The organism is Pontibacillus marinus BH030004 = DSM 16465 (assembly GCF_000425225.1).
Classification (GTDB): Bacteria; Bacillota; Bacilli; order Bacillales; family BH030062; genus Pontibacillus; species Pontibacillus marinus.
In genome coordinates, this window is record NZ_AULJ01000020.1 from 50,015 (window position 1) to 66,730 (window position 16,716).

Genomic DNA, 16,716 nt, shown 5'->3' on the forward strand with positions numbered 1-16,716 from the left:
GTAGAAAGGTGTATCAATCATGAGTTTACTCACAGTAAATAACTTAAGCCACGGTTTCGGAGACCGAGCTATTTTCGATGACGTCTCGTTCCGTTTATTAAAAGGAGAACACATTGGACTTATTGGAGCGAATGGTGAAGGTAAGTCCACATTTATGAATATAATTACAGGTAAACTAGAACCTGATGCTGGTAAAGTAAGCTGGTCAAAACATGTTCGAGTAGGATACTTGGATCAGCATGCAGACTTGGCACAAGGCATGTCGATTAGAGATGTTTTAAGAACAGCATTCCAATACCTATTTGATATGGAAACAGAAATGAATCAGCTTTTCGCCAAAATGGGAGAAGTGGACCCTGAAGAACTTGAAGAACTTCTTGAGGAAACGGGTCGTATTCAAGATGCATTAACAAACAATGACTTTTACACAATCGACGCCAAAGTGGAAGAGGTCGCTAACGGTCTTGGTTTGAATGAGATTGGCTTAGAACGTGATGTTCATGATCTAAGTGGTGGTCAACGTACAAAGGTTCTTCTAGCCAAACTACTATTAGAAAAACCGGATATTTTATTACTAGATGAGCCAACAAATTATTTGGATGTTGAGCATATTGAATGGCTAAGAACCTACCTTCAAGAGTATGAAAATGCATTTATTTTAATTTCACACGATATCCCATTCTTAAACAGTGTCGTGAACCTGATTTATCATATGGAAAACCAGGAGCTTACGAGATACCCTGGCGATTACAATGAGTTTTTACGTGTATATGACATGAAAAAGCAACAGCTTGAAGCAGCTTATAAGAAGCAACAAAAAGAGATCGCCAATTTGAAAGACTTTGTAGCTCGTAATAAAGCCAATGCTGCTACAAGTAAAATGGCAATGTCTCGTCAGAAGAAGCTTGATAAAATGGATGTGATTGAACTAGATTCTGAAAAGCCGAAGCCACAGTTCAACTTTAAGCAAGCTCGTACACCAGGAAAGTATCTTTTTGAAACTAATGATCTTGTGATTGGGTATGAAGAACCTTTGTCTAGACCACTGAATTTAGCAATGGAACGTAATCAAAAGATTGCACTTTCTGGAGCTAACGGTATTGGTAAAACGACGTTATTACGTAGCATTTTAGGTGAAATTCAACCTGTCTCAGGCTCTGTTCAGCAAGGTGAGCACCTTCACATCGGTTACTTTGAACAGGAACTAAAAGAAACGAGTAATAATACGTGTATTGAAGAAATATGGGAAGAGTTTCGCCACTTCACACAATATGAAGTACGTTCAGCTCTTGCAAAATGCGGTCTTACTCAAAAGCATATTGAAAGTAAGGTGCAGGTACTAAGTGGTGGAGAAAAAGCCAAGGTTCGGTTATGTAAGTTAATAAATAAAGAAACCAACCTACTAGTCCTAGATGAACCGACCAATCACCTTGACGTGGACGCAAAAGCAGAACTGAAACGTGCTTTAAAGGATTATAAGGGTAGTGTACTTCTAATCTCACACGAACCTGACTTTTATCAGGATATTGTGACTGACGTTTGGAACTGTGAGGATTGGACAACGAAAGTATTTTAAAATTAAGTTTTAGACACTTTTATGGTGTAAGAAAAAGAGGAGCTTCCGTTTAGGAAGTTCCTCTTTTCTCTTACTCTAGCAACCTTTAGATAAACAAAAACAATGTAATCGCTAAAATAACAAGGGCCGGGGACAAACATCCCAATAATTCAAATGAACAACAACCGAAGTCGAAAACATTTGACATTCCTATTTTTTTGTCTTCATCATCCTTTGAATACCCCATAACGTGTGTCTGCCCCTTCGATTTTCCTGTTTATAGATATAAATTTTCTTGTGTTAATAAAGTGTCTTTAATATAATTCACTTGTTCAATCATATGACCAATATTTCCTTCTCCTGCATACAAAGACATATCAAAAAAGTTCTCATCTAAATCAGACCAATACAAAATATTTTCATCGCCAGAAACTGATGCTTCTCGATTTAATCTTCCAACATATACTTCGACGTAGCAATTATGAACGTAATATGTAAAATCCATTAAATGGTGGAGTTTGATATCATCTTTGGTAATGTTCGTTTCTTCAAGAAGTTCTCTATAAGCAGCTTCACTACCCGATTCACCAATTTCGATTTTTCCTCCGACTAAGTTACTTAATCCCTTATACGGGTCCTTCAACCTCTTACACATTAACAACTTATCCAAACCTTTATTATAGATCATTAAAACGTTATAACCTTGCATTAAAACACCTTCTTTATTAAAAGTCCTGCTCCCAATTTTGTCTGAAGTTTCTACAACTGTCCCGCAATAACAGTAGGCTACTTCATTAACCAATATATCAGCATTATAATTAGTATAAAGACAAAACAACCACCCTTTGTAGGGCTTCCGTACAATGCTCTATTCCATCCATCATCTGCATCTATTTTATTTTTATCTTCTTTATGTGGCTTAGACATTAAATCACCCCCAAATTTAAAGACCTACTCAATACCTTTATATCTATTAGTTGAACATTTTCATGTATTATCTATATAATTTTTGTACCTCTTCTCCATAACAAGCCAACCCACAAATCTATAAACTACGCCGAACGGGACAGCTTGTGTAATATAAAAATACAACTCCTTTATTTCATTAGAGACATCATTTTTTATTAAGTAGAAGTTCATAGTGTATATTACTTCACACACCAACCTATTAACTTGATAAGAATAATTTGTTTAGGAATATATAAAATAAGCACCTGTCATTAAAATGATAAGAAAGGCGCCAACATATACCACTTTAAAAATACGCTTTTCTTTTAGAGTAAAAGGTAGTTTGGATTCTACATATCTTGAATAGCTCCCCAAGCATAATAAACCTAACAGTGCAATCAATTGACCGATAGAATCATCAATTAAGAGAAACCTAATTGCAGAGACTAACACTAATAAAATACCAATATAACCGATGCCGGTATAAAAATACTTTCTCTTTTCCTCTTCAATCATAAGTTCCCTTCTTCCTTTAGATAATCTTTCTTTATTACTTTTACTAACCTCTTGTACTTGTTTTCCACAGTATAATTTTTATTACAAATCGTGTCCTATAAAAGTGGTACACATCACAATAATTCCAATTATTTCAAACAACACTCATACTTTCAATAACTTTATGTTTCCATAAGAAAAGCTTTTTTAAAATTATTTCGAATACAAGCATTCCAATCATTTTTGCTTGTCACATGAATTAACTGGTCAGCCTATTGATGAGTGATTACGCACACTTCACATGTAAAGAAAAGGACGAAATCGCAATGGATTTCGTCCTACAAATAAGTGTTATATTCTCATTTCTAAAAACCTTAACTCCAGATATTAATCCTGCTGCTTCTTCAACGCTTCTTGTAACGATACGTTCTTCAACTTACGTTTCGAAATCCATAACGACACGAAATACGTAACCATAATGATCACAAATCCAAGGACAATCATAAACCAGCTTAAGTTAACTGGAAGCGAGAATCCTGTTTGCTCTACCAGTGAAGTCATCATTCCATCAATACTATAATAAGCTATAGGCACTGACACTACATAAGAGAACAAGACAATTGGTGTAAAGACATTTAAAACCATCTTTGAAATTTCATTATCTTTATATCCCATTACTTTTAACAACGAGATAGAAGGAGAATTCTCTTCAACGATAAGATTGGTTATTAAGGTAAGGACAATGACACCAATTAAGAAAGCAAATCCAGCGATCCCCATTACAGAATACCGAGTTAATTGTGATGTGGATTCAAAGTTTTCGATAGCGTCCTTTTTATTTTCAACATATAAGATTTGCTCTGATTCTGTAGGTTCGACATTTGTCCATTTCGCAGTATATACGCCTTCTGGATACCCTAAAAATGAGTTCACCTCATTTAATTGGAAATATACTGAAAAACCAATATAGACATTCGCCACGCCCTTCACTTCTTTTGTGATGGTTTTATCGTTATATGCATTTCCGATCGTCAGTTCATCACCTAGTTCTAGTCCCAAAACAGATGCTAATGGTTGACTGACGACAAAACCACTTTCAGCTTTATCATTTAATAGGTGTTCCTCGTCATTTAGAAGTTGGATTTGATCGGTCCCTGGTTCAAAACCATATATGGAAACTTTCTGATCAATCGATATATCCTCTTTGTCGTTCAATTGCTGTACTTGAATTTCAGCATTTGTGAAAGGACTTGCTCCCTCTTCAAGATCACCTTGCTGAAGCTTATTGTAATACACCCCATAGTCATAGGTGAAAATCTTTTTATAAGTGGTCTCAACGATATCATCCATAGAGTTATACGTGACAAAACCAAAAATTAATAGAATGGTAGAGAACATGACGCCAATAAAAATATAGACCGCTCGTGTTTTCTTCCTTACCAACAAACGTAATCGAAAGCGTGATATAAAGCTTCCTTTTTTAAAGAATGGTAACCGTTCCAACATCGACTTCTTTCCTTTGGAGACATCCTTAGGAGATAACAAATCGAGTGGCGATTGTTTCAATGGTTTACGTATTACAAAATAAGTCATAATCAGTAAAACGACATTAGGGACAATGAATCCAATGACTAAAACCATCATATCCCAATCAAAATAAGAGATACTAGGAAGGTTATAGTATTCAGAATAAAGGTTTGTAATAGGAATAGATAAACCTGCTCCTGCAAGTAGACCTAAAATGCTCCCAATGATTCCGATTACACCTGCATGTGATAGGTAGTGACGCATTAATTCTTTTTTTCGATACCCTAAAGCCATTAACGTACCAATTTCTTTACGCTGCATTTCAAGTTGCCGCTTCAAGATCATTAATACCATCATGACTGATAAAACTAAGATAAATAAAGGGAGAGTCGTTATAACCGCCTCGGAACTCTCAATTTCTGATTCCACAAATTCTATACGAGGATTTTCATCAGCATTCATCCATCTTAATAAAGAATAATTATCTACTACATGATCCTTAAATGAAGCAACTTCTTCCTCACTATTTCCTTGCCCGATCACTTGAGATACGGATCTACTCGAAAGATTAGTTAATGTGTCTTCTCCTGTAATGGCAAGCCCAAATGACTTAGGATCATTCACCAGGTCACTTACTCTTTCCAAAATATAAATATAATCAGGCAGATACATAAAGCCTGTAACCCTAAGATTCTGGTTATTCACTTCGACTGTATCCCCCACACTTATATCGTGTGCCTTAGCAAAAGGTGGAGAAACAGCTATTTCTCCTTGTTTATTAGGTAAATCACCCTCTGAGATATAAGGTTTATTGATGTCCTCTGTTAAAGAGAATACGCGAAGTGTTGTGTCTTCTGACTTGTAATCAACATCCGTGTACGAGCGTTTCTCAAGGTCTATCTCAAAGTTTTGTTCCCAGGTCGAGAGTTGATCTTGATGAATCGATTCGCTCACAATAAAATGAAAGTCTTCTTGATGATAGGATTCTTTAAATTGCTGATTACGTGTATCTAATGTTGAAATGGCCATCGACATGGACACAAATAGCATGATTGATATAAGTAACAAAACGATAACGCCGAAATACTGAAACTTTTTCTCTTTTATATGACGTAGAATACTTTTTCGTAAAATCATACCCAGTTCACCTTCTCAGGATCAACAGGCGCTTCATTATAAAAGTGTTCAGTAATCTCCCCGCTCTTCATGCGTATGACTTTATGCGCCATTTCTCCAATTCCATTATTATGCGTGATAATGCATACAGTTGTTCCATAAGTCTCGTTTACAAACTGTAGTAATTTCAATATATTCTTTCCTGTCTCTTCGTCTAATGCTCCTGTAGGTTCATCACACAGAAGCACCCTTGGATTTTTAATAAGCGCTCTTGCAATAGCAACACGCTGTTGTTCTCCTCCACTTAACTGATGAGGGAATTTATCTTTCTTATCCCACATTCCTACTTTTTCTAAGATCTCTTTCATGTCTAAAGGGTTTTGACTTAATTGTCTCCCCACTTCAACATTTTCTTCTACGGTAAGCGTTGGGATCAGGTTATACTGTTGAAAAATAAACCCTAAAGAATGACGGCGGTATTCAGTTAAGTCTTTGTCTTTCATTTTATCTAATTGATGATCATCTACTTGAACCGACCCACTGTCATGGCGATCAATTCCCCCAATTACATTGAGTAGCGTTGATTTTCCAGACCCCGATGGTCCTAAAATGGCAACAATCTTTTTGTTTGGAATTTCAATGGATGCTTCTTTTAATGCATGAACATTGACTTCACCACTTTGATAAATTTTGTTTACGTTTGATAAAACAATACTCATACGCTCATCTCCAATATTTTTTGAAATATATAATTCTAAATGTTTCATTTTCTATTATCATAGTACTATAAGGATTTTCAGAACACAACATATTTTTGAAATATATAACATCTATTATTTCAAAAAATCCATAAAAAAAGAGCGATGCTTTCTGCATGCTCTTTCGTTTAATTTTTTTTATAATCATCCAAGAAATCCTTTTGAAAACTTGTCGTTGGTGCCTTACTGTTATGGGGAGTTTTCAATTTTTTAAAAGGATTTGAACCATATTTTTCAGTGAGTTGATCAATTGTCGAATAGAGTTTTTCATGTTTCGCTTCTTCTTCATAAGTGAACAAGTTCAACTGCATTGCTGCATCTTGTTTTTCGATTAAGTCCTGAGCGGTTACACCTAATAAACGGATAGGGTCCTGATTCCAATGCTCTTCTAATAACCTCATAGCATAATCATAAATATCATCTACTTGATGAATATAATCAGGCAGTTGTTTACTTCTTGTAATGGTTTTCCGGTCGTGGTAACGAATCATGATTTGGAGATTTTGAGCATAAACTTCTTTTCGTTCCATCCGATCCGCAACTTTTTGCGAGAGTCGCCGAATCAAGCGTTGGATCTCTTGTTCATCTGTTGTATCATGCGGTAATGTTTGCGAGTTTCCAATACTCTTAAATTCTGATACGGCATCTGGATCAACAGGGCGGTTATCTTCTCCGTTAGCCCGGTTTTTTAGACGCTCTCCATTAATACCAAGTAAGCTTTTCAGTTGCATGACATCGGCTTTAGCTAAGTCACCAATTGTACTGATCTCAATCGATTGTAATTTTTCAGCTGTCTTTTGCCCCACACCATACATTTCCCCAATCTCCATGGGCCAAAGTTTATGTGAAATATCTCTTTTCCGTAAAACGGTAATCCCCATGGGCTTTTTCATATCAGAGGCCATTTTTGCTAAAAATTTATTTGGGGCAATTCCAATAGAACAAGGTAACTCTAATCTATCTAAAATGGTTTGTTGAATCTGTTCCGCGATCTCTAAAGGTGTTCCTTTATCCTCGCATTCTGTAATATCCATGTATCCTTCATCAATTGATACAGGTTGAACATAGGGTGTAATGTCAGACAGAATAGAAAAAATCTCACGAGAAGCTTCACGATAATGCTCAAAGTTTGGACGCATAACAATTAACTCAGGACATAAACGCCTAGCTTCCCATAAAGGCATCGTAGTTTTAACACCTTTAGCTCGAGCTTCATAGCTACTTGTAACGACAATTCCTTTTCGTTCCTCAGGATTCCCCGCTATAGCAAGAGGCTTTCCTTTTAATTCTGGATTACGTGTCATTTCCACAGAAGCATAGAAACTGTTCATATCAACGTGAAAAATCACGCGTCCCTTTTTCGGATAGTATTTCGACATACTGCTACACCCTTCTTCAATCTTCTAAAGAAAACTTGCCGATTGGCAAGCCTTCTAGGCGCAGACAGAGGCTTAGTTGCGCTTAGCTAAAATTTTATTTACTCTTAAGGTGGAACATAAGTTCTATATGGTATTATAACATATATTGTATATATTCGTGTGACAAGCTACATCCTATCCTTGAAGAACAAATAGAAAACCTCCATCACAGTTGTATATCAATGTGATGGAGGCTTCTAATGCTCCCCTTCATTCAATTGTGCAAGCTTTTTACCCTTACTTTGCGTTTGGGTACACACATAGGACCGTGTAGCTGCACGATTATATATTAAATCAAACTTGCTTTTGGCAAGCCTGCGTTTGGCAATGGACTCATAAGGATTGTTCAAAACCTCAAGATGTTGTTCTAATTGCCATTTCTCTTTACTTGATACCAATACTTTCATACAAAACCTCTTCCTTATTCTTTATATGATTTCTTCTCATGGGTAGCCGCTACTTCATTAGAAGGGCTTGTATGCTGTGTGCTTTCACCATATTCCTCAGTTCGATCTAGTTTCTCTTGATATTCAATCGTTGCATTATCTAAGGATTGCTGTTGAAACTTTTGAATATAAGATAAACCGGCAAATCCCGCTAAAAGTGATGTAACAATAACCGATAAAGGATTTTCTGTTCCTGTTAACGAGATTGTACTTTTGGCAATCACTCCAGCTCCAGCACCAATTAATAAATCTCCAAGCACCCCTAACTCAAAAAGGATTGGATCTGTCTCTTTATTTTCTCCAAAACGAAATCCTAATAAAAACAAGAAAAATAACACGGCAGCTTTCAGGGTCGTAAATCCCCATAATACCCCTTTCATGATAGGGCCATGAGACGACAGATGAAGCTCTTTAAAACCATCAAAGCGATAATCAATACTAATAATCGGCAACAAAATACATGCGTTACGTTTGTAATGCCCAATCAAAGCTCCTACCAAACTAACCAAAATCGCGACTTCAAACATGTCCCACAATTCGACTAAAGAAATAATCCTCTCCATATCATCACCCTTCTCTATATACTACTACTAGAATATATCCATTATTTTGAATTTTCAATATATTTTACAAAAAACATACATTTGGATTATATCTTTCATTGAATTCATAGGGAAAAAGATAGATAAAAGAGGTACATTATACTAAGAAAATGAAAAAACGCATGAGGTTCATTACCTCATGCGCATCTTATTATGCATTCGCTGCTTCATCTATAATCGCTAAGATCATTTCTGCTGTTTTTTCTAATTCAGAAAGTGGCATACGTTCATTGGTTGTGTGAATCTCTTCATAACCGACACAAAGGTTAACAGTAGGAATTCCGTGACCAGCAATGATGTTGGCATCACTTCCTCCACCACTTGTTAAAAGCTCGCTAGAACGGCCAATTTTCTCAGCTGCTTTTTTCGCAACTTCAACAACCTGTTCGCCTGCTTCATGCTTAAAACCTGGATACATGACCTGAACGTCAATATCAACACTTCCACCCATTTCCTCAGCAGTTTCTTTGAATGCTTTGCGCATCTTCTCTACTTGTTCCTCCATTTTCTCAGGGACTAGAGATCTTGCCTCAGCTAGGATTTCCACATGATCGCATACAATGTTCGTCTTTTGTCCACCTTCAAAGCGTCCAATATTTGCAGTCGTTTCATCATCAATGCGTCCTAATGGCATTTTCGAAATTGCTTTAGAAGCTAATGTAATAGCCGAGATACCTTTTTCAGGAGCAACACCAGCATGAGCTGTTTTGCCTTTAATGACGGCATTGATTCTAGCTTGTGTTGGAGCTGCTACAACGATGTTACCAACTAGTCCATCACTATCAATGGCATAACCGTATTTAGCTTTTAAGTATTTTGGATCAAGCGCTTTCGCCCCTACTAAGCTAGACTCTTCTCCAACTGTAATAATGAACTGGATATCTCCATGTTCGAAATTATTTTCTTTAAGGGAACGAATCGCTTCTAAAATGCCAGCTACACCAGCTTTATCATCTGCACCAAGAATGGTTGTCCCATCCGTAACGATATAATCATTCTCGATAGAAGGTTTCACACCTTTACCAGGTAGAACTGTATCCATATGGGATGTGAAGTAGATAGTATCTACACCTTCTTTTGTTCCTTTAAGATTACAAATTAAGTTCCCTGCACCATGGCCGGTTTCTTCTTTGGTATCATCTTCTGTAACCTCAACACCCAGGTCAGTGAATTTTTTGGTAAGGACTTTAGCAATCTCTGCCTCATCCCCTGTTTCGGAATCAATTTGAACAAGTTCTAGAAATTCTTCGATTAGTCTATCTCGATTAATGCTTGGCATGTCTTTTCCTCCTTCATATGTAAAACACATACTCATGTGCGTTGCCTTTAGAAAACACGCTCTATTAGTACGTTAGCGGAACGCCTTTCACGTGTCAAACACAACCCTTTACAGAGGGATATTTCCGTGTTTCTTCTTCGGTCGTTCTTCTTTTTTATTCTTTAACATATCTAACGCCTGAATAAGAGAAATACGCGTTTCTCTTGGATCGATCACGTCATCCACCATGCCTAATCCAGCTGCAACATAAGGATTCGCAAACTTTTCACGATATTCATCAATTTTTTCCTGGCGGGTTGCTTCTGGATCTTCACTGTTTTGAATATCCTTAGCAAAAATAATATTTGCTGCTCCTTCAGGGCCCATGACAGCGATCTCAGCATTTGGCCATGCATACACAAGATCCGCTCCAATAGATTTACTATTCAAGGCAACATATGCTCCACCGTATGCTTTTCGAGTAATCACTGTAATTTTCGGAACGGTCGCTTCAGAGTATGCATATAGAATTTTGGCACCATGACGGATAATACCACCATGTTCCTGTTTAACACCTGGGAAGAACCCTGTGACATCCTCAAAAGTAATTAATGGGATGTTAAATGAATCGCAGAAACGGATAAAACGAGATGCCTTATCAGAGGAATCAATGTCTAAGCCACCAGCCATAAACTTGGGTTGATTACAGACTAACCCTACTGTTTTTCCTTTTAGCCGTGCAAAACCAACTACGATGTTTTTCGCAAAGTCTGGATGGATTTCAAAAAATGAACCATCATCAACTACTTGATCTAAGACCGTACGAACATCATAAGGGCGGATCGGATCAAAAGGAATTAAATCAGTTAAGTCAGGACGATAGTGATCCTCATCATCCATTTCAATTTGTTTCGGTTGCTCCTGATTATTCGCAGGAAGGTACTTAATAAGATCCCGAACTTGGTCTAAGGCTTCTTCCTCTGAAGATGCTTTTAGATGTGCGTTCCCACTTTTACTGTTGTGAACTTGAGCTCCTCCTAACCCTTCAGAGCTTATCTGTTCACCAGTAACCGTTTCGATAACTTTTGGTCCAGTGATGAACATTTGTGAGGTTTCTTCCACCATAATGACAAAGTCTGTAATGGCAGGGGAGTAAACTGCTCCACCGGCACAAGGTCCCATGATGACAGAAATCTGAGGAATTACACCAGAATAGATCGAGTTACGATAAAATACCTGACCGTATCCATCAAGTGAAGACACCCCTTCTTGTATGCGGGCTCCACCAGAATCATTTAATCCAATGAAAGGCGTACCATTTTCAGCCGCTAAATCCATAACAGCTGCAATCTTTTTCGCGTGCATCTCTCCCAGTGCTCCACCAAACACAGTAAAGTCCTGTGCGAAAAGATATACATCTTCTCCGTTTATTTTACCAAAACCTGTTACGACACCTTCTCCAGGAGCTTCTTTTCCTTCCATTCCGAAGTCCGTATTACGATGCTCCATAAACGCGTTTAATTCCACAAATGTCCCATCATCAAGCAGGTAATCGATACGTTCACGCGCAGTCATTTTTCCTTTCTCATGTTGCTTTTCAATGCGGTCATCACCACCGCCTAATTCAACGTTTCTTCGTTTATCATAAAGTTCATTAATCTTATCAAAAATATCCATTATTCACCCTCCTCATGCTGACAAAGTTCAAATAACACGCCATTTGCCGCTTTTGGATGTAAGAAAGCTACTTGAGAGTTGTGCGCTCCTGCTTTTGCCTCTTCGTGAATAAGGTCGATTCCATCTTCCTTGTACTGACGAAGACGCTCATGAATATCTTTCACTTCAAGAGCAATATGATGGATGCCCTCCCCTCGCTTTGCAATATACTTAGCGATTGGAGAATCCTCATGAGTTGGTTCTAGTAATTCAAGTTGAGTCTCCCCTAATTGAATAAAGGCTACTTTCACACCTTCTGACTCCACTTCCTCAACATTTTGTAATCGAAGCCCTAGTGTATTTGTATAAAACGGTAATGCATGTTCAATGTTGCTCACTGCAATACCAATATGAGCAATTTTTTCAGGAGGTTCTAGACTAGATGATGCTTCAGGATCTATTAACCTCTTAATATATTTTGCAATTTCTTCAGTTGGACTTCCTGGTGTAAAAATTTTATTTACACCGCCATTTTCTAAAGGTGGGATATCCTCATAAGGGATAACGCCTCCACCAATAACAGGGATATCTTCTGCCTGATTTTCTTTTAATAGTTCGACGACCTTAGGAAATAAAGAATTATGAGCTCCGGATAAAGAGGATAACCCAATAACATCAACATCCTCTTGAATTGCAGCTTGAACGATTTGACCTGGTGATTGACGAAGGCCCGTGTAAATTACCTCCATCCCATGATCTCGCAATGCTTGAGCAATGACGAGTGCACCGCGATCATGTCCATCAAGTCCTGGTTTTGCGATTAGTACACGTATTTTTCGATTCATAGTTAAACTCCTTTCCCTACATGCCTGTATATTCTCCATATTCTTTACGAAGCACGTTGCAGATCTCACCGACTGTTGCATATGCTTTCACAGCCTCTAAAATAAGCGGCATTAAGTTTGTATGTTCATCATGTGATGCTTGTTTAATCTGATCGAGCGCTTGTTCAACTTTAGCCTGGTCTCGTGTATTGCGGATGTCCTCTGTTTTCTGAATTTGATTTTTCTCCAGTGTTTCATCCACACGTAACAGCTCAGGGTTAACCTCTTCATCAATTTGGAACTGGTTCATTCCAACGATGATGTCATCCCCATTTTCAATGTTTTTCTGTGCTTCATAGGCTGCATGGTGTATCTCTCGCTGCATAAATCCTTCTTCAACAGCTTGAACTGCGCCACCTAAGTCACGAATCTGTTCTAAGTACTGGTTAACCTCTTCTTCCATTTTGTCCGTTAAATGCTCTACATAATAAGACCCACCTAATGGATCTACCGTATCTGCCACGCCACTTTCGTTCGCAATAATTTGTTGCGTACGTAACGCAATACGTGCAGATTCCTCAGTTGGTAACGCTAAGGCTTCATCACGAGAGTTCGTGTGTAAGCTTTGCGTTCCTCCCATTACAGCAGAAAGTGCTTGAATGGCCACTCGAACAATATTGTTATCAGGTTGCTGAGCTGTAAGTGTTGAACCACCTGTTTGGGTATGGAAACGTAATTTCCAACTCTTCGGATTCTCAGCTTTATAGTGATCCTTCATGATTTTTGCCCAAATACGACGAGCCGCTCTAAACTTCGCCACTTCTTCAAAGAACTGGTTATGTGCATTAAAGAAAAATGCTAGACGAGGGGCAAACTGATCAACCTCAAGCCCTGATTTAAGAGCTGCATCAACATAAGCCATGCCATTCGCAATTGTAAAAGCAAGCTCCTGAACTGCTGTAGCTCCTGCCTCTCGAATGTGATAGCCGGAAATACTAATGGTATTAAACCGAGGAACTTCCTCATAACAATAGCTAAAGATATCCGTAATAATTCTCATCGATGGTTTTGGTGGGTAAATGTATGTCCCACGGGCAATGTATTCTTTTAAAATATCATTTTGAATAGTTCCAGTTAGCTTGTCTTTTGAAACACCTTGCTTCTCTCCCACGGCTATATACATACAAAGGAGAACGGATGCAGGTGCATTAATGGTCATAGAAGTAGAAACCTTATCTAGTGGAATCTGATCAAATAACGTTTCCATATCAGCTAATGAGTCAATAGCAACGCCAACTTTCCCAACTTCCCCTTCAGCCATCGGATCATCTGAGTCATACCCAATTTGAGTTGGTAGGTCGAATGCAACTGACAAACCTGTTTGTCCTTGCTCCAGTAAATAACGGAATCGCTCATTCGTTTCTTTCGCTGAACCAAAGCCTGCGTATTGCCTCATTGTCCAATAGCGACTACGGTACATCGTTGGCTGGATCCCCCTTGTGTAAGGGAATTGCCCAGGAAATCCTGATTTTTCGACATATTCTTCATCGATTTTTTCAGGCGTATATAAACGATCGATCTCAATGTGAGAGCTCGTTTCGAATGTGTCTTTTCGTTCAGGAAATCGTTCTGTAACTTTATCTGCTTCCTTTTTCCATTGTTCTTTTTTGTCATGAAATGTTGAACTCATGGCTACTCCTCCTTCTACGATTCGTCCCTAATCCTATATATTTCTATAAACCTATAAGAAAACCCTTTCAATTTTCAGACAATCTTATTGTATCATGAATTGATGGATAGTTTGATACATCATTTTCAGACATAGCCTTGTCCATTTTGAAAATTCAGGTTAAAATGTGAGTAGCACTTCGTACGAAGGAGGACGACTACATGGCATCAAAAACTGCGAAGAAACAGACAGAGCAACTTGCAGAGCGTAAGCCATCCAAACGTGAAAAGCGTCAAAAAGTGATTATTTATCTTATGATCATTTCTATGCTTTTAACATCCCTGTTAGCTGGCGCGTCCATGTTCTTATAAGAAATGATAGATGAAATATGAAAGGACACACTGCATGGCAGGTGTCCTTTTTTAAATTCTGTTAAGTCCCTAGTTGGGATGCGAGGGATTCTTGAGCTTACTCGAGGGATTTATGTTCCTACCCGAGGGATTATCTCTCCTTCCCGTGGGATTCATGCTCCTACCCGAGGGATTCCTGCTTCTACCCGAGGGATTCCTGCTCCTACCCGAGGGATTCATGCTCCTACCCGAGGGATTCCTGCTTCTACCCGAGGGATTACTGCTCCTACCCAAGGGAAAACTACCAAGCCAAACGAACTCTATCCACAAAACAAGGCTGCACCCAAAAAGTGCAGCCTTGTTTTTCTTTATATAAATGTAGGGGGTCATAAGTTTAACTTGCTTCTTCTTCTTTCTTTTCCTGTTGTTTTTTCTTTTGATGACCAAGAGTTTTTGTAGGATCGAGAATAATCGTTTTAGTTGTATATTCATCAGATGCTTTGATATCTGCATTGGAAGCTTTCATAAACGACCAAGCTAGCATAATCATAATGATGAGTAATGGGAATCCTCCTACGATACTTGCCGTTTGAAGGGTTCCAAGTCCACCAAGGAACATCAATGTTAACGGAAGTAAGCACAGAGCGAATGCCCAGAATAAACGGTTCCAGCGTAGTGGTTCTTCTTCTACGTGCTTTTGAACAACAGAAGCTAAAATGTAGGAACTGGAGTCAAATGTTGTTGCTAAGAAAATAATCGCTAGAACTGTGAATACCGTAATCATAACAGGTGCCATTGGAAGCTGATTCATGATTGACATAATCGCATATGGTGCACCTTGATTATTTAGAACGGAAATAACATCAAACTGACCTGTCATTTGCATATACATTCCGAAGTTACCAATAACTCCGAAGAAAAGAACACTACCTAATGTTCCATAAATCATCGTTCCTAAAATCATTTGACGGATGGTACGTCCGCGAGAAATTTTAGCGATAAACAGTCCTACAAATGGTGCATATACAAGCCACCATGCCCAGTAGAATACTGTCCATGATTCAGGGAAAGACGTTTCAGCGAATGGGCTCATTCCTGAGAAAGGTGCTGTCCATGTACTCATGTGGAAGAAATTATCCATTAATAAACCAATACTATTTGTCGTTGTTTCTGCAATAAATCTTGTAGGTCCAAATACAAACACAAATGCTAGAAGGAAAAAGGCTAACCATAAGTTCACGTCACTTAGGATCTTAATTCCTTTTTTCAAACCAGTATATGCACTAACCGCGAAAATAACTGTACAGATTACTAGAATAGCAGTTTTTAATCCGATTGTAACTTCAATTCCAGTTAACTGCGAGATACCTTGTGCAATCATTGGAGTTCCAAGTGCTAGAGTTGTCCCTGCACCACCCATTAAACCGAACATAAACAATACATCAATTAGTGTTCCGATTGGGCCATCTGCTCTTTTACCAATCAGTGGACGGCAAGCTTCACTAATTTTTAACACGTGCTTTTTACGAACATAGTAGAAATACGCTATCGGAAGAGCTGGAAGTGTGTAGATCGCCCAAGCAATTGGACCCCAGTGGAAAATGCCATAAGCACTTGCCCATTGAATCGCTTCTTTTGATCCTGCTTCCATACCCCAAGGTGGAGATTGATAATAGTATGCCCATTCAATCGTTCCCCAATATAAAATACTTGATCCAATTCCAGCACAGAATAACATTGCTGCCCAAGAAAAGGTGCTAAACTCTTGTTTTTCATCTTTGTCGCCTAATTTAATATGTCCATTTTTACTAAATGCTACGTAGATCAGGAATAGAAAGATTCCTAAACCTACAATCATAAAGATAACGCCGAAATTTTTTGTCATGTAATCTTTCGCAGCTAATACAGCTTCCCCACCCGCTTCTGGGAAAATAATTAGTGGAACTGTAACAGCTAGTAGTAAGAAAAATGCCCCTATAAACGTGGGCCAATCAATTAATTTCGTTTTCATCTAATCGTCCTCTCTTTTATGTACGTTTATTATCATAATAGATAACTAACGTTTTGTACAGAATAAATTGTACATTCTTTTTG

15 protein-coding genes are annotated in these 16,716 nt (G+C 38.1%); 2 read left to right on the forward strand and 13 right to left on the reverse strand.

Annotation, left to right across the window (positions count from 1 at the left end):
- Positions 1-19 precede the first annotated feature (19 nt).
- On the forward strand, positions 20-1,576 hold the full coding sequence (locus H514_RS0105605; RefSeq protein WP_027446082.1) for an ABC-F family ATP-binding cassette domain-containing protein: 1,557 nt from the start codon (positions 20-22) through the stop codon (positions 1,574-1,576).
- A 256-nt stretch (positions 1,577-1,832) separates the two neighbouring features.
- On the opposite strand, the gene H514_RS0105610 is transcribed toward H514_RS0105605, so the two are convergent.
- From H514_RS0105610 to H514_RS0105670, 12 genes are all read right to left on the reverse strand, one after another.
- Positions 1,833-2,264, reverse strand: coding sequence for an NUDIX hydrolase (locus H514_RS0105610; RefSeq protein ID WP_027446083.1), 432 nt, complete (start codon positions 2,262-2,264; stop codon positions 1,833-1,835).
- A 77-nt stretch (positions 2,265-2,341) separates the two neighbouring features.
- Positions 2,342-2,482 carry a hypothetical protein gene (locus H514_RS24585; RefSeq protein WP_154657333.1) on the reverse strand — a complete coding sequence of 47 codons (141 nt, stop codon included), beginning with the start codon at positions 2,480-2,482 and terminating at the stop codon, positions 2,342-2,344.
- 264 nt (positions 2,483-2,746) lie between these two features.
- On the reverse strand, positions 2,747-3,019 hold the full coding sequence (locus tag H514_RS0105620; protein ID WP_027446084.1) for a hypothetical protein: 273 nt from the start codon (positions 3,017-3,019) through the stop codon (positions 2,747-2,749).
- Between the two features lie 366 nt (positions 3,020-3,385).
- Positions 3,386-5,662: an ABC transporter permease gene (locus tag H514_RS0105625; protein WP_027446085.1), complete on the reverse strand. Its 2,277-nt coding sequence runs from the start codon at positions 5,660-5,662 to the stop codon at positions 3,386-3,388.
- Positions 5,659-6,360, reverse strand: a complete 702-nt coding sequence (locus H514_RS0105630; RefSeq protein WP_027446086.1) for an ABC transporter ATP-binding protein — start codon at positions 6,358-6,360, stop codon at positions 5,659-5,661. Before H514_RS0105630 ends, H514_RS0105625 begins: the two co-directional genes overlap by 4 nt.
- A gap of 167 nt (positions 6,361-6,527) precedes the next feature.
- Positions 6,528-7,778 carry a DNA polymerase IV gene (locus H514_RS0105640; protein ID WP_027446088.1) on the reverse strand — a complete coding sequence of 417 codons (1,251 nt, stop codon included), beginning with the start codon at positions 7,776-7,778 and terminating at the stop codon, positions 6,528-6,530.
- A 236-nt stretch (positions 7,779-8,014) separates the two neighbouring features.
- Complete coding sequence (locus tag H514_RS0105645; protein ID WP_027446089.1) at positions 8,015-8,224, reverse strand: hypothetical protein; 210 nt, start codon at positions 8,222-8,224, stop codon at positions 8,015-8,017.
- Positions 8,225-8,238: 14 nt separating this feature from the next.
- Positions 8,239-8,826, reverse strand: coding sequence for a hypothetical protein (locus tag H514_RS0105650; protein WP_027446090.1), 588 nt, complete (start codon positions 8,824-8,826; stop codon positions 8,239-8,241).
- Positions 8,827-9,016: 190 nt separating this feature from the next.
- Positions 9,017-10,144, reverse strand: a complete 1,128-nt coding sequence (locus H514_RS0105655; protein ID WP_027446091.1) for a M20/M25/M40 family metallo-hydrolase — start codon at positions 10,142-10,144, stop codon at positions 9,017-9,019.
- 108 nt (positions 10,145-10,252) lie between these two features.
- Complete coding sequence (locus tag H514_RS0105660) at positions 10,253-11,800, reverse strand: acyl-CoA carboxylase subunit beta (RefSeq protein WP_081672940.1); 1,548 nt, start codon at positions 11,798-11,800, stop codon at positions 10,253-10,255.
- A complete protein-coding gene (gene mce / locus H514_RS0105665) occupies positions 11,800-12,624 on the reverse strand; it encodes a methylmalonyl-CoA epimerase (RefSeq protein WP_027446093.1) in 825 nt (274 codons plus the stop codon). The genes H514_RS0105660 and mce overlap by 1 nt, the downstream gene beginning before the upstream one ends.
- A gap of 16 nt (positions 12,625-12,640) precedes the next feature.
- Entirely contained in the window at positions 12,641-14,293 is a 1,653-nt protein-coding gene (locus tag H514_RS0105670; protein WP_027446094.1) for an acyl-CoA mutase large subunit family protein, read from the reverse strand.
- A 200-nt stretch (positions 14,294-14,493) separates the two neighbouring features.
- Here H514_RS0105670 and prli42 point away from each other — a divergent pair, with 200 nt between their 5' ends.
- Positions 14,494-14,643, forward strand: a complete 150-nt coding sequence (prli42, locus tag H514_RS24590) for a stressosome-associated protein Prli42 (RefSeq protein WP_154657334.1) — start codon at positions 14,494-14,496, stop codon at positions 14,641-14,643.
- A gap of 373 nt (positions 14,644-15,016) precedes the next feature.
- On the opposite strand, the gene H514_RS0105685 is transcribed toward prli42, so the two are convergent.
- Positions 15,017-16,633: a BCCT family transporter gene (locus H514_RS0105685; RefSeq protein ID WP_027446096.1), complete on the reverse strand. Its 1,617-nt coding sequence runs from the start codon at positions 16,631-16,633 to the stop codon at positions 15,017-15,019.
- Between the last annotated feature and the right edge of the window lie 83 nt (positions 16,634-16,716).